The sequence below is a fragment of the Bradyrhizobium sp. 147 genome (assembly GCF_023073935.1).
In the GTDB taxonomy this organism is placed as follows: domain Bacteria; phylum Pseudomonadota; class Alphaproteobacteria; order Rhizobiales; family Xanthobacteraceae; genus Bradyrhizobium.
In genome coordinates this window covers 80,201-98,020 of record NZ_JADPKL010000005.1, presented here as the reverse complement: position 1 = coordinate 98,020, position 17,820 = coordinate 80,201, and the positions used below count along the sequence as shown (strand labels likewise).

The window sequence follows — 17,820 nt, the reverse complement described above, 5'->3', positions numbered from 1 at the left end:
ACCTTCTCCCACAAGGGGAGAAGGAGAACTACACCACCTTGCTACTGCCCTGCGTGATCAGTCGCGCCGCCCGCTGGTCGCGGGCGTAGATCCAGAGCCAGCTCAGCGCGACGCTGAGGCGGTGGCGGAGGCCGATCAGAAAGTAGATGTGGGCGATGCCCCAGATCCACCACGCGATGGTGCCGCGCAGCTTGATGCGGCCGAAATCGATCACCGCGAGCCGCTTGCCGATCTGCGCGAGGCTGCCGGCGTGCTTGTAGCGGAACGCACCCTTCGTCTGCCCACGCAGCCGAGCCTTGATGGTCTCGGCGACATGGCGGCCCTGCTGCTTCGCCGCCGGCGCGATGCCGGGCACCGGCTTGCCCTCCCAGGCATCGATGCTGACGGTATCGCCGATCGCGAAGATCTCGGGATGCCCCGGAATGGTCAGGTCCGCCTCGACCTGCACGCGCCCGGCGCGATCGCTTGGTGCGCCCAGCCATTCGGCAGCGGGCGAAGCGCGCACGCCGGCGGCCCAGATCCTGGTCTTGGCGTTGAGCCGCGTGCCGCCGAACACCACGCCATCGCGGTCGATCTCGGTCACGGGTTGCCCCAGCACGACCTCGACCCCGATCTTTTCCAGCGACGCCTGCGCGTAAGCCGAGAGGTCGTCGGCAAAGCCCGCGAGCACGCGCGGGCCGGCCTCGATCAGCACGACACGCGCCTTGGTCGTGTCGATGTTGCGGAAATCGCCGGGCAGAGTGTGGTGCGCCATCTCGGCGATGGTGCCGGCAAGCTCGACGCCGGTCGGGCCGGCGCCGACGATGACGAAGGTCAGCCGCGCCGCGCGCCTCTCCGGATCCGTTTCGCGCTCGGCGCGCTCGAATGCCACCAGGATGTGCCGGCGCAGCGTTGTCGCGTCCTCCAGCGTCTTCAGGCCGGGCGCGAATTGCTCCCATTCGTCGTGGCCGAAATAGGCGTGCCGCGCACCGGTGGCGAGCACCAGTGTGTCGTAGGGCACCTCGCTGCCGTCGTCGATCAGAACGCAGCGACGTGCCGTGTCGACGCCGCTCACTGTGGCAAACAGCGTTGTCACCTCACGGCGATCGCGCATGAGATGGCGAATTGGCCAGGCGATCTCGCTGGTCGCCAGCGAGGCGGTCGCGACCTGATAGAGCAGCGGCTGGAACAGATGATGGTTGCGGCGGTCGATCAGCGTGATCTCGACCGGCGCGCCCGCGAGCCGATAGGTCGTCTCCAGCCCGCCAAAGCCGGCTCCGACGATGACGACGCGGTGCGGTGTCGTGGTCATGATGCGTCCCTCGAATCGCGCTGCTCTATTTGTTCATTTAAGTGCGGTTCTGGGGCCGCGGTCCAATAGGCGTCATCAATCGTCGAATAGGCCAAGTGTATCGATGTGGCGCGAAAAAGCGCCGCAGCCTTGACCATGACTTGGCCGAAGTGAGTAGAACTATATTTCTTGCCATCTCCAATTGGGGCGAAATATGGTGCAGGGGCGGGCCCTGAGCCATTGGCGGCTCGACAGATTTTGCGTCAATAGAGACTGGCCCGAGGGGCGGCGATCACCCCGCCTCCGGGACCGATAATCAAGGAGGGGAGTGGCTATGAGGACGGCATTCTGGCTGGCGGGCGCAGCGGCGCTGGTGCTGGCAAATCCGGCGTGCGCCGGCGACACCATCAAGATCGGCTTCGTCTCGACCTTCAGCGGCCCGACCGCCGTGATCGGCAATGACATGCGCAATTCTTTCGAGCTCGCGCTCGATCATCTCGGCCGCAAGATGGACGGCAAGCCGGTCGAGGTGATCTACGAGGACGACGGGCAGAAGCCGGATGTCGGCAAGCAGAAGACCGAGAAGCTGGTGCAGTCCGACAAGGTCGATTTCATCGTCGGCTACATCTGGTCGAACGTGCTCCTGGCCTCGCTCAAGACCGCGGTGGACTCGCAGACCTTCCTGATCTCGGCCAATGCCGGTCCCTCGCAGCTCGCGGGCGAGCTGTGCTCGCCTTACGTGTTCTCGACCTCCTGGCAGAACGACCAGACGCCGCAGGCGATGGGCCTCTACATGAACCAGAAGGGCGTCAAGAGCGTGTTCCTGATCGGGCCGAACTACGCTGCCGGCAAGGACATGCTCGCCGGTTTGAAGAGCACGTTCAAGGGCGAGATCAAGGGCGAGGAGTACACGGTCTGGCCGAGCCAGCTCGACTTCTCCGCCGAGCTCTCCAAGGCGCGCGCCTCCGGCGCCGAGTCGATCTTCGTGTTCTACCCCGGTGCCGCCGGCGTGCAGTTCCTCAATCAATATGCCCAGGCCGGCCTCAAGAGCACCATGCCGCTCTACACCGTCTTCACCATCGACGAGCTGTCGCTGCCGCTCCAGAAGGAGAATGCGCTCGGAGTGCCCGGCGCGCAGGAATGGGTCAATGATCTCCCCAACGAGCAGAACAAGCGCTTCGTCGCCGATTATCGCAAGAAATATCCCGGCCTGCGGCCGACCTACTACGGCGCACAATCGTATGATGCCGCCCAGCTCATCAACAGCGCCGTGGTCGCGGTGAAGGGCGACACCAGCAAGAAGGATGCGATGAAGGCCGAGATGGAAAAGGCCAACTTCAAGTCGCTGCGCGGCTCCTTCAAGTACGGCAACAATCACATCCCGATCCAGAGCTTCTATCTCCAGGACGTGGTCAAGGACGCCGAAGGCCAGCTCGCGCTGAAGACCGTCGCCACCATCGTCGAGAACGACCAGGATCGTTTCCACGACAAGTGCAAGATGAAGTGAAGCCTCTACTCTCCTTCTCCCCGCCTGCGGGGAGAAGGTTGGGGTGAGGGGGAGTCTCCGCGAGTTGCATGAAAATTGGGAGAAGCGCTCTCTCAACACGTCATTGCGAGCGCAGCGAAGCAAATCCAGAATCCCTCCGCGGACAGATTCTGGATTGCTTCGTCGCAAGGGCTCCTCGCAATGACGTGGAGAGAGTTTTACAGTCTCGGCATGCTCGCAGGCCGTACCTCGCGGGCCTGCGCTGCGAGCCTGATGCCGGCATTGGCCGCGCCAAAGCCCTGATAGCGCCGCCGTTCGACGATCTCGAAGAAGAAGCGCTCGTCGAAGATGTGGGTGTAGACCTGGAAGAATTCGCCGTCACCCTCGCGGTCGTAGAGGATGTGGTTGGCGCGCAGTTGCGCCATAAGCTCGGGCGAAAGATCGTATTTGGCTTCGATGTCGTCGTAGTAATTATCAGGGATGTCGAGGAAATCCGCGCCGCGCTTGCGCATCTCCGCGACCGTCGCAAAGATGTTGCGGCACGAGAATGCGACGTGCTGCACGCCCGAGCCGAAGAACTCGGAGATGAAGCGCGACGGCAGCGTGCGGTTGGCGGAGGAGCCGTTGAGCACGAAGCACAGGCTCTGGTCTGCGTTGATGATGGCTTGGCTCTGCACCAGGCCTCTGGGGTCGACGATCTCCATCTGCGGCAGCCGCATCAGGTCGAGAATGCCGGTGTAAAACAATAGCCAGGACAGCATCTCGTCATAGGGCATCGACTGCGCGATGTGATCGACCGCCAGCAGCGCGTCCGGGCTCGCCTCGCTCGGTACCGGCTCGAAATCGGTGTCCCAGTTCTTGCCGGCCTGATCCAGAAAATAGAGCAGGCTGCCGCCGACGCCGTGGATCGCTGGGATCTCGAGTTCGCCCGGCCCGACCGGCTGGTAGAAGGTGCGCGCCTTCAGCGCTTCGGCGCGCTGCATGGAAAGGCCCGCATTGTCGACGTCGAGTGCGATCGCACAGACGCCGGGGCCGTGGGTGACGTAATGCGAATGCGCAAAGCCGTCGGTCTCGCAATTGATGACGAGTTCGATCTTGCCTTGCGACCAACGCTCCACCGCCTTGCTGCGGTGCTTGCCGGTCTTGCGAAAACCGAGCTGCGCGAACAGGCGAGCAAGCTCGCCGGCCTTGGTCTCGTTGACGGCGAACTCGACGAAGCCGGTACCGTGGGTTCTGGATTTCGGCGCCAGCGGCTCGCGGACAAGCTTTGGCCAGTCCGGTGCGAGCTGGTCCTCCAGCAGGATCAGCGAGCGCAGGCCGTCGACCGCCGTCTGGGCCGCCGAGCCGGCGCGGAACTGGTCGTTGAAGATCTCCAGCGACAGCGGCCCGGCATAGCCGGTCGCCGCCACCGCCGCCATGAACTCGCGGACCGGGAGGTCACCCTGGCCCGGGAAAGAGCGGAAGTGCCGGCTCCAGGAGAGGATGTCGAGCTCGAGCTTCGGCGCGTCCGCAAGCTGCACCAGAAAGATCTTGTCGCCGGGGATCGAAGCCATCGCGCGGGTCGGAAAGCCGGGCGCCAGCGCATGAAAGCTGTCGAGGATGATGCCGATTGCCGGATGATCGGCGCGGCGCACGATCTCCCAGGCGTCGCGGTAGTCGTTGACGTGCCGTCCCCAGGCCAGCGCCTCGTAGCCGACGCGCAAACCACGTTTCACCGCACGTTCGCCGAGCTCGCGAAAATCGTCCGCGGCACGGTCGATGCCGCCAAGCGAGACGGGCGAAACGTTGGAGCAGATCAGCAAGAGATCGGTGCCGAGCTCTTGCATCAAGTCGAACTTGCGCATCGCGCGGGCAAAGTTGCGCGAACGCTGCGGCTCCGGCATGCCTTCGAAATCGCGGAACGGCTGGAACGCGCAGATCTCGAGATTGAGGTCCTTGCAGAGCTGTGCCACGTCGCGCGGGCCCGCGCCGAACGACAACAGATCGTTCTCGAAGATCTCGACTGCGTCGAAGCCGGCTGAGGCGATGGCGCGCAGCTTTTCGTCGAGGGCGCCGGAGAGAGACACGGTTGCGATCGAACGCTTGTTCATGCGGCGCTCTCCTCCATGGCGCCGCCCAGGAACAATTGCCCGATGCGGGGATCGTTCAGAATGCGCTTGGCGTCGTCGATCATCCGGGTCTGGCCGAGCTCGAGCACGATGCCGATGTCCGAGATCTCCAGCGCCGAACGAGCGTTTTGCTCGATCATCAGGATCGTGACGCCGCGTTCGCGCAAGCTTTTGAGGATATCGAAGGTCTGCTGCACCATCAACGGCGACAGGCCGATCGAGGGCTCGTCGATCAGCACCAGCTTGGGTTCGAGCAGCAGCGAGCGGGCGATCTCGAGCTGCTTCTGCTCGCCACCGGACAGCGTGGAAGCCTGCTGAATCGTTTTTTGCCGCAGCGCCGGAAACAGGTCGAGTGCCGCCTCGATCCGCTTGGGAAGATCGAGGCCCTTGTCCGCAGCGACGCCGCCGAGTTCGATGTTGTGGCGCACGGACAGCTCGGGAAAGATGTTGCGGCCCTGCGGCACGTAGCAGATGCCGGCATTGAGCAGCGCGCGCTGGCTCAGGTTCGTGACGTCGCGGCCGGCAAAGCTGATCTTGCCCTCGCGCAGCTTGAGCAGGCCGAAGATTGCCTTGAAGACGGTGGACTTGCCGGCGCCGTTCGGGCCGATGATCGTCGTGATCGTGGCTTGAGGCACGGCGAAGGTCGTGCCGTTCAAAATCGTCATCTTGCCGTAGCCGCCGACGAGATTGTGAACAGAGAGGATCGGGTCGCTCATGGCTCGCGCTCCCTAATGTCCGAGATAGGCTTCGATCACGGCGAGGTTTTTCCGCACCTCATCCGGCCGTCCCATCGCCAGCACCTTGCCTTCCGCCATCACCATCACCCGCGAGCACAGCGACATCACGAATTCCATGTTGTGCTCGATCACGACGAAGGTGGCGTTCTTCTCGCGGTTGATCGCAACCAGGCGGTCCTTGAGGTCCGCCAGCATCGACGGGTTGACGCCGCCGGCGGGCTCGTCGAGCAGCACCAGGCGCGGTCCGCCCATGAAGGCCATGGCGGCATCGAGCAGTTTTTGCTGGCCATAGGAGAGGCCGCCGGCCGGCTCGTCCGCGAGATGGTCGAGCTTGAAGAAGCCGATCATCTGGTTGGCGGCGTCGGTCAGCCCGGCATCGGAGCGGCCGACGAGGCGCGAGGCCATGTTGCCCTGGTGCTCCTGTCCGGCCAGAATCAGGTTCTCCCGCACCGAGAGCTTTGGAAAAACCTGCAGGAGCTGGAAGGTGCGGCTGACCCCCAGCTTGTTGAGTTCGGAGGGCCGCAGGCCCGTCACCACCTTGCCGTCCAGCCTGACCTCGCCGCCTGACGGCGTGAGCTGGCCGAGGATGCAGTTGAACAGCGTCGACTTGCCGCAGCCATTCGGTCCGATCAGGCCGAGGATCTCGCCCTCGCGCACGTCGAAGCTGACGCCATCGACGGCGCTGATGCCGCCAAAGTTCTTCTTGATATTGGTGACCTCGAGGACTGCGCTCATTGCACCGTCTCCAGGCGTGACTTTGCGACGGCGCGCAGCGCGGACGCCGCCTTGGTCCGTCGCGCTGCCATCGCGCGATCGAGGATTCCCAGAATGCCCGTCGGCGACCAGATCAAGAGCAGCATCACCGCAACCGCATAGAGCATGAGATAATAGCCTTCGGTGAAGCGCAGCCATTCCGGCAGCAGCACGGCAATCATCGCGCCCAGGAACGGACCGAAATAGAAGCCGGCCCCGCCGACGATCACCATCATCAGCAGGTCGAGCGAGAGCGACAGGTTGAACGGCACGGGATCGATATATTGCGTCAGCGGCGCATAGAGCGCGCCGGCGACGCCGCCGAGCGCCGAGCCGATCGCAAAGGCCATCAGCGTGTAGCGCCGGGTGTCGACGCCGAGCGATTGCGCGCGCAGCGGATTCTCGCGCAGCGCCATGAAGGCGCGGCCCCAAGGCGAGCGGATCAGCCACCACACCGCAAGCGACACGATCGCGAGCGAGCCGAGGCAGAGATAATAGAAGGGCAGCGGCTTGTTGGTCGCTAGCCCGAAGACGTGCGGGCGCGGGATGTTGGAGATGCCGTAGATGCCGCCGGTGAGCCAGCTCTCGTTGCGGAACACCAGGAAGGCGAGAGTGGAGAAGGCGAGGGTGACGAACGCGAGGTAGTGGTGCTGCACGCGCAGCGCGGGATAACCCAGCACCCAGCCGACCGCAAAGCTCAAGGCGATCGCGACCAGAATCGCGGCCGGCAGCGGCCAGCCATGGGTGGTCATGATCGCCGCCGCATAAGCGCCGATGCCGACGAAGGCGCCCTGCGCCAGCGAGACCTGGCCGGCATAGCCGAGCGTAAGGTTGAGCCCCATCGCGGCGATGCTCATCACCGCCCATTGGCTCAGGATGAACAGACCGTAACGATTGAAGTTCATGGGGACGATGATCAGCGCGGCGATGGCGATGAGGCCGAGCGCAATCTGCAGGGGTTTGCCAAAGCTGATCATACCGTGCGCTCCTCGGCGCGGCCGAGCAAGCCCTGCGGCCGAAACAGGATGACGGCGATCAGGAAGATCATCGGAACGGCGGCGCGATATTGCGTCGAGACATAGGCGGCCGCGAGATTGTCGAGCACGCCGATCAAGAGACCGCCGGCGATTGCGCCGCGCACCTGGTTGAAGCCGCCGACGATCGCGGCGATGAATGCCGCCTGGCCCAGCACCTCGCCGGAGGAGAACTTGGCGAGATAGATCGGCGTGATCAGCAGTGAGGCCAGCGCGACCAGGAAGGCGTTGATCAGGAAGGTCAGCAGGATCATGCGCTCGACCGGCACGCCGATGATCCGCGCCACCGTCGGGTTCTGCGCCGCCGCCTGCATCTGGTGGCCGAGCGAGGTGCGGTTGAGCAGTGCGGTCAAGCCGAAGACGGCGAGGATGGCGAGGACGAGGACGCCGATACTTTGCAGCGACACCGCATGGCCGAGGATGGAGATGTCGCCTGTCGGCACGATCGACGGGAAGGGCGAGGCCTCGGCGCTGAAGAACTGCTTGACGGATTCCTTGATGCCGATGGCCAGCGCCATGGTCGCGATCGCCAGCGGCAGCACGCCGTGGCGCATCATCGGATCAACCAGCAGCAGCTTGAAGGCGAGACCGAGCAAAATCATCGAGAGCAGGATGCCGAGGATGATCGCGAGCCAGAACGGGGCGCCGGCATGCATCGCAGCCAGCATCAGGAAAGCCGGCAGCATCACGAACTCGCCTTGGGCGAAATTGATGGTCTGCGAAGTCTGCCACAGCAGAGTGAAGCCGACCGCGACCAGCGCATAGATCGCGCCGGTGGCAAGTCCCGCGACCAGAAGATCGAACAGACTGGACATTTTCCCCTCTCGCCGTTCTGCCTTCCCGTTCGTCATGCTTGCGGGGAGAGGCGTAGGCGGCCTATCGCCGCCGTTCTTAAGAATGCCGATGCGAAGCATCGGCTACGGTGAGGGCGAGCCTTCGCGAGCACGGTAATAGTTGGACTCGCGGAAGCTCCCCCTCACCCGGAATTTGCTGCGCAAATTCCGGTCTCTCCCCGCAAGCGGAGAGAGACGAAAGAACCTCACTTCACTTTCGGCAGCACCTGCTTCACGACCTGCTTGCCTTCGACCACCTCGACCAGGAAGCTCTGACGGTCGATGTCTCCGGTGTCGCTGAAGGTGACGTCCATCAAAATACCCGGCTCGTCGGCGGCCTTGATGGTCAGGCCATGCAGCGTGTCGGCAAACTTCTTCGGGTCGACCTTGCCCATCTTCTCGGTGGTGGCTTTGACCATGTAGACGGCGAGATAGCCCTTCAGGCCGTTATGATCAGGCACGTAATTGTACTTCTTGGAAAATTTCTCGCGGAACGCCTTGATCAGATCGACCGGGGCATCGGTGGTGAGGCCGACATGGCCGCGCGCGCCGTTGGCGGCATCGCCAGCGAGCTCGATCACCTTCTGGCCGATCAGCGTGGTCTCGCCCATCAGCGGTGCGGTGACGCCCTGCCGCTTCAGTTCTTTCAGGATGCGCGCGCTCTCTTCCTCATTGAGATAGACGAACACGGCATCGGGATTGGCAGCCTTGATCTTGCCGACGTCGGCGGCGAAATCGGCCTGGCCCGCTTCGGTGGAGAGATCGGCAACCACCTTGGAGCCGAGCCGGTCGAGCTCCTTGACGACGACGTCGCGGCCGCCGCGGCCGAAGTCGTTGTTAACCCAGACCACCGCAACCGTCTTCGCCTTTATCTCGTCGTGAATGTATTTGGCGACCTTCGGCATCGAGGATTGCTGGCCGAACGAGGTGCGGAACAGGAACTTGTTGCCCGCCTGCGTCAGCTCGGCGGCTTCGCCGCCCATGATCTGCGCGATACCGGCTTCGGCCGCGAGCGGCGCGGTGACCTTCACCGAGCCGGAATAGCCGGGACCGAGCAGCACATAGGGCTCGGCGTCGAGCGCCTTCTGCACCTGGGCGCGGGCGACGCCGGGGTTCGACTGCGAGTCGGCGTGGGTGACCTCCAGCTTGCGGCCGAGCACGCCGCCCTTGGCGTTGATCTCCTCGATCGCGAGGTCGATGCCGTTCTTCCAGTTGGTGCCGACGGTGGCGCCGCCGCCGGAGAGCTCGGCGACGTCGGCGAGCTTGATCGCCTGGGCAAGGGCGCTCGTTGCCGACATGGCGGTGAGCAGCGCGCCCACCAGTAGCGTTGATTTCATCGTCCTCTCCTCCCGTTTCAAATCTTGCAAGCGGCCTTGTTTCCGGCCGCTTCGTCTCAAGCTGCCTGATAGGCGGCGGTGCGCGCAACCATCACGGCATCAAAAGCCTCTCCCATGATCTCGGTCGATGGAGCAAGGCCGGTGAACAGTTCAAAGGCGTCGGCGGCCTGATAGATCGCAAGCTGCCGCCCGGTCATGATCCGAGCGCCTTTCTGTCGCGCTGCGGCAAGCAGCGGCGTGATCAGCGGCGAATAGACGGCATCGGCGACCCACAGGTCTGCCCTGAGCAGCGCCGCCGGCACCGGGGTGTCTCGGTTCGGCAGCATGCCGACCGGCGTACCATTGACGAGACCGGTTGCACCATCGAGCGCGTCCTCGACGTTTCCGGCCACCCTCGCGCAGCCCCGCCTGGCAAGCAGCGAGGCGAGTTTCTCGGCGCGCGCCGGCTCGCTGTCGAAGATGCGGATATCGGTCACCTCCAGGCTCGCCAGCGCAAACGCGATCGCCTTGCCGACGCCGCCTGCGCCGATCACGGCGACGGAGTTGGCTGATGGTGCCAGCAGCGGGGCCACCGCGCGCGCAAAGCCTGTGGTGTCGGTGTTGTGGCCGGTCAGCTGGCGGTCCCTGACGACGACGGTGTTGACCGCGCCCATGGCGGCAGCGTCCGGCGCCAGCGCATCGAGCAGTGGGACCACCGCTTCTTTGTAAGGGTAGGTGACATTGACGCCGGCAAAGCCGAGCCGGCGCACGCCTTCGAGCATCATGCGGAGCCCGGCCGCATCGGCACCGGCCACTTCGATGAGCTGGTAGTGGCCGCGCAGGCCGAGCGCCTCGGCGGCGCGCTCATGCATGGCGGGGGACGCGGAATGCGCGATCGGCGCGCCGATCAGGCCGGTGAGAAGCTTCCTGCTGGCGGCGTATTCGCGCTTCGACATGGTTCGCTATCGTTTCGTTGGGAGCGTCCGGTCCCGGCCATTAGCGGGGAAATCCGCGCAATTCCAGCCGCGACGATAGCCTTTCCCCTGCCTAACACAATTACCCTTTTATCCGGCAAACCTAACATAGTGTTATTTCTTCCGCCCGCGTGCCGAAACGGCCTTGCCGTTGCCGCGGGACGGCTCGACCGCGCGCATCTCGGCGCGCAGGGCATCAATGAAATACTCGGCATGGAGCGACAGCGGCGCGCCACGCTTCACCGCGATATAGGTGTCGAACCGCGTCGGCTCGGTGATCTTCAAGAGCTCGATTCCGGGATAGCCGCCATGGGCCACCGTGAACTGGTCGATGATGGCGGTGCCGAGCCCCGCCTTCACCAGGGCGCAGACGGTGGTGCCAAAGCGCGCGCGGATGGTAATGTTGTAGTCGAGGCGGTTGCGCGCAAAGATCTCGGCCATGATCCGTCCGTAAGGGTCGTTCGGGTCGATCCCGATCAGCGGATAGCGGGTGATCTCGGCGGCGGAGACCTGCTTGCGGCCGGCGAGCTCATGTCCCGGCGGCACGATGCAATAGAGCTCGCCCGAGGCGAGCGGCATGAAGTCGAGCCCGGAATGTTCCAGCCGGTAGCTCATCGCCACGCACTCGCCGCGGCCGAGCATCAGATAGTCGATGGCTTCCTCGAGTTTGAGGATGTTGATGTCGATGCCGAGGTCCGGGTAGCGGCGGCGGACGCGCTCGATCGCGCGCGGCACCATCACCTGCGAGATGCTCGGCACCGAGCCGATGCGCAGCTCCGACAATCCGCCGCGGCCGATCTTCGAGATGATCTCGGAGAGGTCGTCGACCTTCTTGTAGACGCCGTTGATCTGCTCGAAGATGTTCTCGGCTTCCGGCGTTGGGAAATAGCGCCCGTTCTGGCGCTGGAAGAAGCGGATGCCGAGCGAGCGCTCGGTGTATTTGACGAGGCGGCTGATCCCCGGCGCCGAGACGTTGAGCAGCTTCGCCGCGCCGCCGATGGTGCCCGTCACCATCACGGCACGTATCACTTCAACCTGGCGCAGCGTCATCATGTCCGGGCGTCCGAAGGATGATCGTGATCTCGATCATCTCACGAGAGCCGAGATGTCATCGAGCGGCAAGTGTCTGTCAACATGGACGGAGGAGGCAAGTTGCTCGAAGAGACGTTGAGCCGCGTCCGGGGCACGAGAGTGCGGCTGGGATCCTCAAGCTTCCCGCTCGGGAGCCGGGAGAAGGCAACGGCCAAATTGTTTTCGACGAAAATCGGCACGCTCAAATGGAAGCGCGTCGCTCGGACGCATGCGGTCGCGATCGCGATCCGCCACAGAATCATGGGCAGCGCTGGAGGCCTCGACGGTCAACGGCGTGCTCGCTGAACCGGACGACCTTCACCACCAGATGACGTCGCACTAGACGCATCTCTCGCTAAAGCTTCAACGACATTCCCACCCTCCTTCGGCTTGCCCGGGGGAGATGATCGTTTGGGTGCGGCAGGTTGCCCCATACCGCACGGCAACCTTCTTGCATTGCAAAGCAGGTGTCGGCCACGTGCGCCGGGATGCAACAAAGTGCATGTTTGCTGTCAAATCGCACTTGCCTCGGAACGATACTGCCATTACCCATTTTTCGGCCTTGAACAGGCAGGGGGAGCTCTTTCACTGATGGCGACCGTGTTCGAACATCGGCGCGACACTGCGTGCGCCTGAAAGAGTCTTGATGCTGCTCGTCGTCGAACAGTTCTTGAACGGATTGCAGTTCGGCCTGCTGCTGTTCCTGCTCGCCGCCGGCCTGACGCTGGTGTTCGGGATCATGGATCTCGTCAACCTCGCGCACGGCTCGCTCTACATGATGGGCGCCTATTTCGCCGCGACCTTCGCGGCGTGGACCGGCAGCTTCCTGCTCGGTGCGCTGATGGCGCTTGGCGCAACGCTCATGCTCGGCATCGTGCTCGAGATGACTGCGCTGCGGCATCTCTACGGGCGAGACCATCTCGACCACGTGCTCGCGACCTTCGGCCTGATTCTGTTCTTCAACGAAGCCGTGCGGCTGATCTGGGGCCCGGCCGGCCTTGCGTTGCCGCTGCCGGCCTGGCTCACCGTGCCGGTCCCGATCCTGCCCGGCATTCATTATCCCGCCTATCGCCTCGCCATCATCGCGGTCGCGCTGCTGGTCGCGCTGTTGCTCTATCTCGGCGTGATGCGCACCCGCATCGGCATGCTGATCCGGGCCGGGGCCTCCAACCGCGAGATGATCGGCGCGCTCGGCATCAACATCAAGCTGCTCTACACGCTGGTTTTTGGCTTAGGTGCCGCGCTCGCAGGCCTTGCCGGTCTGATGCAGGCGCCGATCCTCACCGTGCAGATCGGCATGGGCGAGAACATCCTGATCCTCGCCTTCGTCATCATCGTGATCGGCGGCATCGGCTCGATCCGCGGCGCGTTCCTGGCCGCAATCTTCGTCGGCATGATCGACACGCTTGGCCGCGCCTTCCTGCCGAACCTGCTCCGGCAGGTGCTGAGCGGCGCCGCGGCCTCCACCGCCGCGCCCGCGCTGTCATCCATGCTGATCTATCTCCTCATGGCGATCGTGCTGGTGGTGCGGCCGGAGGGGCTGTTTCCGGCCAATCGTCGATGAAGGCTTTCACTGTGAGCAAGGCCGTCACGGCCCTGATGCTGGCGGGCCTCGTGCTGCTGCCGCTCTATTCGCACCTGACCGGCAACATCTTCATCCTGACGCTGTTCACCCGCATCATCATCCTGGCGCTGGCGGCGGCGAGCCTCAACCTCATCATGGGTTTCGGCGGCATGATGAGTTTTGGTCACGCTGCCTATCTCGGCATCGGCGGCTACGCAGTCGGGATGCTCGCGCAGGAGGGCGTCGGAAGCGGCTTCATCCAGTTTCCCGTCGCGCTTGCGGCCTCCGCGACTTACGCGCTGGTGATCGGCGCGCTGTCTTTGCGCACGCGCGGCGTCTATTTCATCATGATCACGCTCGCCTTCGCGCAGATGGCCTATTACGTCGCCTCTGGCCTGGCGCGCTACGGCGGCGACGACGGTCTCACCGTTTACAAGCGCAGCGACTTCTCCGGACTGATCAATCTCGGCGACCGCACGCAGTTCTATTATCTCTGCCTCGCCTGCCTGCTCGGTGTCATTTTCCTGATCTGGCGCATCGTCAACTCGCGCTTCGGCCTCGTCGTGCAGGGCCTGCGCTCCAACGAGCAGCGCATGCAGGCGATCGGCTTCCCCGCCAAACGCTACCAACTCGTCTGCTTCGTCATATCAGGCACCATGTGCGGCCTTGCCGGCGCGCTGCTTGCCAATAACACCGATTTCGTCAGTCCCGCCGTGATGTACTGGACCCGCTCCGGCGATCTCATGGTGATGGTGATCCTGGGGGGCATGGGCACGCTGTTCGGTCCGGTCATGGGCGCGGTGGTGTTCCTGCTGCTGGAAGAGTTCTTGTCGCAGATCACCGAATATTGGGCGCTGATCATGGGCCCGCTCTTGCTGCTCATTGTCCTGTTCGGCCGCGGCGGCATCATGGGCGCGCTCGGGAGGGCTGGCCGTGGCTGAACCCCTACTCCGTGTCGAAAAGCTGGTGCGCCGCTTCGGCGGCATCGTCGCGACCGACAACGTCTCGCTCGAGGTCGCTAGCGGCGAGTTGCACGCCATTATCGGCCCGAACGGTGCCGGCAAGACCACCCTGATCAGCCAGCTCACGGGGCACCTCGAGCCGCATTCCGGCAGCGTCTCGCTGGCGGGGCGGGACATCACCTATCTGCCGGCCTATCGCCGCTGCGCGCTGGGCCTCGCCCGTTCGTTCCAGATCACCTCGCTGCTGCTCGACTTCACCGCCGCCGACAATGTCGCCCTGGCAGCCCAAGCGCATGCCGGTACGTCGTTCCGCTTCTTCGCCAATGCGCGCAAGGAGAAGAGCCTGCGCGATGCCGCCCATGCCGCGCTCGATCGCGTCGGCCTGTTGCACCGCGCCGATGTCGTGGTGTCCAGGCTCAGCCATGGCGAGCGGCGCGAGCTCGAGCTCGCGGTTGCGCTCGCGAGCAAGCCGAAGCTCCTGCTGCTCGACGAGCCGATGGCAGGCCTCGGCGTCACCGAATCGCAGCGCATGGTGAAGTTGCTGCAGGAGCTGCGCAAAGAGGTCTCGATCGTGCTCGTCGAGCACGACATGCCGGCGGTGTTCGCGCTCGCCGACCGGATCTCGGTGCTGGTTTATGGCCGCGTCATCGCCTCCGGGAATCCCGCCGCGATCCGCCAGAACGAGGATGTCAAGCGGGCCTATCTCGGCGATCAGCATGTGGTGACGCATCATGGCTGACACGCTGCTGGGCGTCGAGGGCATCGAGACCTGCTACGGCCTGTCCCAGGTGCTGTTCGGCTTGTCGCTGTCGATCAAACCGGGCGAGATGGTCTCGCTGATGGGCCGCAACGGCATGGGCAAGACCACCACCATCCGCTCCATCATGGGCCTGACGCCGGCGCGCGCAGGCAGCATCCGTTTCGCGGGCGCCGAGGTGCGGCAGCTTCCGTCATACCGGATCGCCCAGCTCGGCGTCGGCATCGTGCCGGAGGGACGCCAGATCTTCCCGAACCTCACCGTGCGCGAAAATCTCGTGGCCGCCGCCGCCGATCGTTTCGCTAGTCCCAATCCCTGGACGCTGGCCGCGATCTACGTGCTGTTTCCGCGCCTCGCCGAGCGCGCCTCCAACATGGGCAACCAGCTCTCCGGCGGCGAGCAGCAGATGCTCGCCATCGGGCGTGCGCTGATGACCAACCCGAAGCTTCTGATTCTGGATGAAGCGACCGAAGGCCTCGCGCCGCTGATCCGCGAAGAGATCTGGAACTGCCTGTCGCTGCTCAAGAGCCGCGGACAGTCGATCCTGGTGGTCGACAAGAATGTCGATCACCTCGCCCGCATCTGCGACCGCCACTACATCATCGAGCGCGGCAAGACGGTCTGGAGCGGCACCTCCGACGAGCTGATGGCCGCGCCGGATCTTCAGCATAAATATTTGGGAATCTGAGGCCCCTGAGGAGCGCGACGTCCGCCCCCAGCTTCGCCGTTGCGAGCAGGATCCTCGGCGGCAGTCTGGATTTGCTTCGCTTCGCTGGCAATGGCGGTCGTGAGAGCTGCGCCCTCACCAATAAATCCCGTGGCGATGCAGTTCGCGGATCACGCGCGCTTCGAAGGAGGGCTGGCGTCGCTTCGCCTTGCTGCTGCCGGTCGTGCCGCTCGCGGGCGTTGCAGTCGACTGCGCGGCCGTTGCGGCGGTTGCAGCAGGTGCGGCTGGTGGCGGCGTGGGCGTCGTCGTTGTGGTCTGAACGGCAGCCCGCCCTTCTGGAGCCTGGGTCGACTGCGGCGCGACCGTCGCGGCGGGCTGCTCAGCCGCCTGTTGGCTCGCATCGGTTGCGGCGAGGCTCAGGCTTCGCGGGCCAGCAGCAAAGGCTTCTGTTGCAACCAGCGACAGGACCGCGATCAGAATCAGCTTGCGCATGGAAGTGCCCATTTTGGCCAATGCGTATTACCTATTCGGTCCGGCAGGGAAGCTAACGCGCTAGCCGATGCGTCCCGATCTCAATCAGGGTGGTCCGGCAGGAGAGGTGATAGATCAGGCTGAATAATTGGTCCCACATGATCGAACTCCGTTGTTCATCACGGGCTAATCTAGACCCGGCGTCTTTCCGCCGGTTTTCGAGGGATGGGGAAAATGACTTCGTCGGACGGCAGTCAGATGTCGTCGGAACAGGTAGGACGAAGTCGCCTCACGGAGGCGTGAGAGCCTCGATTAAAACATCTCGAAATATTCGCGGTGCTCCCAGTCGGTTACCTCAGACAGGAAGCGATCGATCTCGGCGTTCTTGATGTGGGTGTAATAGTCGACGAACTCAGGCCCGAGCTTTTCGCGGAAGAACGGATCGTCCTTCAGCGCAGTGACCGCGTCGCGCAGCGACTTCGGCAAGAGCGGCGCCTTGGTCTCGTAGGGGGTGTCCGCCGATGGGCCGGGATCGAGCTTGCGGTCGACACCGTCGAGGCCGGAGAGAATCTGTGAGGCCATGTAGAGATAGGGATTGGCGGCGGGCTCGCCGATGCGGTTCTCCAGGCGCGTCGCAGCATCGCCGGGCGCGCCGAGCACGCGGATCATCACGCCGCGATTGTCGCGGCCCCAGATCGCGCGGTCCGGCGCCAGCGAATAGGAGCGGTAGCGCTTGTAACCGTTGATGGTCGGCGTGGTGAACAATGTGGAGGCGCGGGCGTGGTCGAGCAGGCCGGCGAGGTACGCCTGGCCGAACGCGCTGAGCGGCTCGCCGCCGTCCTTCGCCGCTTCCTTGGCCATGAACAGGTTCTCGCTATTTCCGCGCGAGACGATCGATTGGTGCAAGTGCCAGCCGCTCGCGAAAACGTTCGGCAGTTTCGGCCGGCACATGAAGGTGGCGTGATAGCCATGCCGGCGCGCGATCTGCTTTATGGCGGAGCGGAACAGCACCATGTTGTCGGCGGGCTCCAGCCCCTTCTTCGGCGCGAAGGTGAACTCACACTGGCTGGGGCCGAACTCGACCTCGACCGAGCGCAAGGGCAAGCCGAGCGCGACGATGTCACGCCGCAAAATCTCCAGCACCGGCTCCATCTGATCGAAGCGCTGCTCGGTGAGATATTGATAGCCGTGGCTGAGCAGGCCGACCGAGGGCGGCGTGCCGGGCTGGCCGGCGTCCTCGGGCCGCATATGCGCGTCGTCGAGCTTGAAGATGTGGAATTCGACCTCGAGCCCAGCGACGAAATCATGGCCGCGGCTTGCGAGGTCATCGAGAACCTTGCGATACAGCGCCCGCGTTGCGAACGGCACGGCGCGGCCATCGTTGAAATAAAGGTCGCACAGCACCCAGCCTGTGGCGGGCGCCCATGGCAGCACGCGAAAAGTGCTGGGATCGGCGACCATCAGCACGTCGGCTGCGCCCTCCATCTCCTTCATGCCGAAGCCGCCGCCGGAGGTGAACACCGGAAACACCGTGCGATGCGAGCTGTCCTTGGCAAGCATCGTCGTGGTGATGGAGCAGCCGCTCTCCAGCGACGCGAGAGCTTCAGCGGCGATGATGGTCTTGCCGCGCAAGATGCCGTGCTGGTCGGGGAAGGCGAGGCGGATGACCTCGAGGCTCTTTTCCTCGACGACGCGGCGCATGCCCGCCGCCGCGTCCCTCTGCTCATCCGACCACAGCGCATGGCGCGCGACGAAAGTCACTTTGATCGTTCCTTCTCGCCCGGTGAGAGGATAGCCCACGCTGTCATCGTCCGCGA

General features: G+C 64.2%; 16 protein-coding genes. 5 read left to right on the top strand and 11 right to left on the bottom strand.

Translation table 11 applies throughout. The annotated features are described in order from the left end of the window. Window positions 1-28: 28 nt before the first annotated feature. Window positions 29-1,291, bottom strand: a complete 1,263-nt coding sequence (locus IVA87_RS01160) for an NAD(P)/FAD-dependent oxidoreductase (RefSeq protein ID WP_247307677.1) — start codon at window positions 1,289-1,291, stop codon at window positions 29-31. A 313-nt stretch (window positions 1,292-1,604) separates the two neighbouring features. Between IVA87_RS01160 and IVA87_RS01155 the strand changes: the two genes are divergently transcribed. Beyond that, window positions 1,605-2,777 carry an ABC transporter substrate-binding protein gene (locus IVA87_RS01155; protein ID WP_247281870.1) on the top strand — a complete coding sequence of 391 codons (1,173 nt, stop codon included), beginning with the start codon at window positions 1,605-1,607 and terminating at the stop codon, window positions 2,775-2,777. A 197-nt stretch (window positions 2,778-2,974) separates the two neighbouring features. Here IVA87_RS01155 and IVA87_RS01150 read toward each other — a convergent pair whose 3' ends face one another. From IVA87_RS01150 to IVA87_RS01115, 8 genes are all read right to left on the bottom strand, one after another. Continuing rightward, window positions 2,975-4,846 (bottom strand): sugar phosphate isomerase/epimerase and 4-hydroxyphenylpyruvate domain-containing protein, encoded by a 1,872-nt coding sequence (locus tag IVA87_RS01150; RefSeq protein ID WP_247332404.1) that lies wholly within the window; start codon window positions 4,844-4,846, stop codon window positions 2,975-2,977. Continuing rightward, window positions 4,843-5,580 carry an ABC transporter ATP-binding protein gene (locus IVA87_RS01145; RefSeq protein WP_247307683.1) on the bottom strand — a complete coding sequence of 246 codons (738 nt, stop codon included), beginning with the start codon at window positions 5,578-5,580 and terminating at the stop codon, window positions 4,843-4,845. Before IVA87_RS01145 ends, IVA87_RS01150 begins: the two co-directional genes overlap by 4 nt. A 12-nt stretch (window positions 5,581-5,592) precedes the next feature. After that, window positions 5,593-6,336, bottom strand: coding sequence for an ABC transporter ATP-binding protein (locus IVA87_RS01140; RefSeq protein ID WP_247307687.1), 744 nt, complete (start codon window positions 6,334-6,336; stop codon window positions 5,593-5,595). After that, window positions 6,333-7,331 (bottom strand): branched-chain amino acid ABC transporter permease, encoded by a 999-nt coding sequence (locus tag IVA87_RS01135; protein ID WP_247307690.1) that lies wholly within the window; start codon window positions 7,329-7,331, stop codon window positions 6,333-6,335. The genes IVA87_RS01140 and IVA87_RS01135 overlap by 4 nt, the downstream gene beginning before the upstream one ends. Beyond that, a complete protein-coding gene (locus tag IVA87_RS01130) occupies window positions 7,328-8,203 on the bottom strand; it encodes a branched-chain amino acid ABC transporter permease (protein WP_247307693.1) in 876 nt (291 codons plus the stop codon). The genes IVA87_RS01135 and IVA87_RS01130 overlap by 4 nt, the downstream gene beginning before the upstream one ends. A gap of 224 nt (window positions 8,204-8,427) precedes the next feature. Beyond that, on the bottom strand, window positions 8,428-9,558 hold the full coding sequence (locus tag IVA87_RS01125; RefSeq protein ID WP_247307697.1) for an ABC transporter substrate-binding protein: 1,131 nt from the start codon (window positions 9,556-9,558) through the stop codon (window positions 8,428-8,430). Between the two features lie 56 nt (window positions 9,559-9,614). Continuing rightward, window positions 9,615-10,493, bottom strand: a complete 879-nt coding sequence (locus IVA87_RS01120; protein ID WP_247307700.1) for a shikimate dehydrogenase — start codon at window positions 10,491-10,493, stop codon at window positions 9,615-9,617. 132 nt (window positions 10,494-10,625) lie between these two features. Then, entirely contained in the window at window positions 10,626-11,564 is a 939-nt protein-coding gene (locus tag IVA87_RS01115) for a LysR family transcriptional regulator (protein ID WP_247332402.1), read from the bottom strand. 664 nt (window positions 11,565-12,228) lie between these two features. Here IVA87_RS01115 and IVA87_RS01110 point away from each other — a divergent pair. The 4 genes from IVA87_RS01110 to IVA87_RS01095 are packed head-to-tail and all read left to right on the top strand — an operon-like array spanning window position 12,229 to window position 15,553. After that, complete coding sequence (locus IVA87_RS01110) at window positions 12,229-13,146, top strand: branched-chain amino acid ABC transporter permease (RefSeq protein ID WP_247307705.1); 918 nt, start codon at window positions 12,229-12,231, stop codon at window positions 13,144-13,146. Beyond that, window positions 13,143-14,087: a branched-chain amino acid ABC transporter permease gene (locus IVA87_RS01105; protein WP_247307708.1), complete on the top strand. Its 945-nt coding sequence runs from the start codon at window positions 13,143-13,145 to the stop codon at window positions 14,085-14,087. The genes IVA87_RS01110 and IVA87_RS01105 overlap by 4 nt, the downstream gene beginning before the upstream one ends. Next, on the top strand, window positions 14,080-14,847 hold the full coding sequence (locus IVA87_RS01100) for an ABC transporter ATP-binding protein (protein WP_247307709.1): 768 nt from the start codon (window positions 14,080-14,082) through the stop codon (window positions 14,845-14,847). Before IVA87_RS01105 ends, IVA87_RS01100 begins: the two co-directional genes overlap by 8 nt. Next, window positions 14,840-15,553 carry an ABC transporter ATP-binding protein gene (locus IVA87_RS01095; protein ID WP_247307711.1) on the top strand — a complete coding sequence of 238 codons (714 nt, stop codon included), beginning with the start codon at window positions 14,840-14,842 and terminating at the stop codon, window positions 15,551-15,553. Before IVA87_RS01100 ends, IVA87_RS01095 begins: the two co-directional genes overlap by 8 nt. A 114-nt stretch (window positions 15,554-15,667) precedes the next feature. On the opposite strand, the gene IVA87_RS01090 is transcribed toward IVA87_RS01095, so the two are convergent. Next, a complete protein-coding gene (locus IVA87_RS01090; RefSeq protein ID WP_247332401.1) occupies window positions 15,668-16,024 on the bottom strand; it encodes a hypothetical protein in 357 nt (118 codons plus the stop codon). A gap of 291 nt (window positions 16,025-16,315) precedes the next feature. After that, window positions 16,316-17,764, bottom strand: a complete 1,449-nt coding sequence (locus IVA87_RS01085; protein ID WP_247307712.1) for a glutamine synthetase family protein — start codon at window positions 17,762-17,764, stop codon at window positions 16,316-16,318. Window positions 17,765-17,820: the final 56 nt, after the last annotated feature.

Coding starts and splice junctions, on each gene's coding strand:
- IVA87_RS01145 (WP_247307683.1), bottom strand. CDS start 5,580: ATGAGCGACCCGATCCTCTCTGTTCACAATCTCGTCGGCGGCTACGGC.
- IVA87_RS01160 (WP_247307677.1), bottom strand. CDS start 1,291: ATGACCACGACACCGCACCGCGTCGTCATCGTCGGAGCCGGCTTTGGC.
- IVA87_RS01105 (WP_247307708.1), top strand. CDS start 13,143: ATGAAGGCTTTCACTGTGAGCAAGGCCGTCACGGCCCTGATGCTGGCG.
- IVA87_RS01090 (WP_247332401.1), bottom strand. CDS start 16,024: ATGCGCAAGCTGATTCTGATCGCGGTCCTGTCGCTGGTTGCAACAGAA.
- IVA87_RS01095 (WP_247307711.1), top strand. CDS start 14,840: ATGGCTGACACGCTGCTGGGCGTCGAGGGCATCGAGACCTGCTACGGC.
- IVA87_RS01115 (WP_247332402.1), bottom strand. CDS start 11,564: ATGATGACGCTGCGCCAGGTTGAAGTGATACGTGCCGTGATGGTGACG.
- IVA87_RS01125 (WP_247307697.1), bottom strand. CDS start 9,558: ATGAAATCAACGCTACTGGTGGGCGCGCTGCTCACCGCCATGTCGGCA.
- IVA87_RS01110 (WP_247307705.1), top strand. CDS start 12,229: ATGCTGCTCGTCGTCGAACAGTTCTTGAACGGATTGCAGTTCGGCCTG.
- IVA87_RS01155 (WP_247281870.1), top strand. CDS start 1,605: ATGAGGACGGCATTCTGGCTGGCGGGCGCAGCGGCGCTGGTGCTGGCA.
- IVA87_RS01130 (WP_247307693.1), bottom strand. CDS start 8,203: ATGTCCAGTCTGTTCGATCTTCTGGTCGCGGGACTTGCCACCGGCGCG.
- IVA87_RS01150 (WP_247332404.1), bottom strand. CDS start 4,846: ATGAACAAGCGTTCGATCGCAACCGTGTCTCTCTCCGGCGCCCTCGAC.
- IVA87_RS01135 (WP_247307690.1), bottom strand. CDS start 7,331: ATGATCAGCTTTGGCAAACCCCTGCAGATTGCGCTCGGCCTCATCGCC.
- IVA87_RS01140 (WP_247307687.1), bottom strand. CDS start 6,336: ATGAGCGCAGTCCTCGAGGTCACCAATATCAAGAAGAACTTTGGCGGC.
- IVA87_RS01120 (WP_247307700.1), bottom strand. CDS start 10,493: ATGTCGAAGCGCGAATACGCCGCCAGCAGGAAGCTTCTCACCGGCCTG.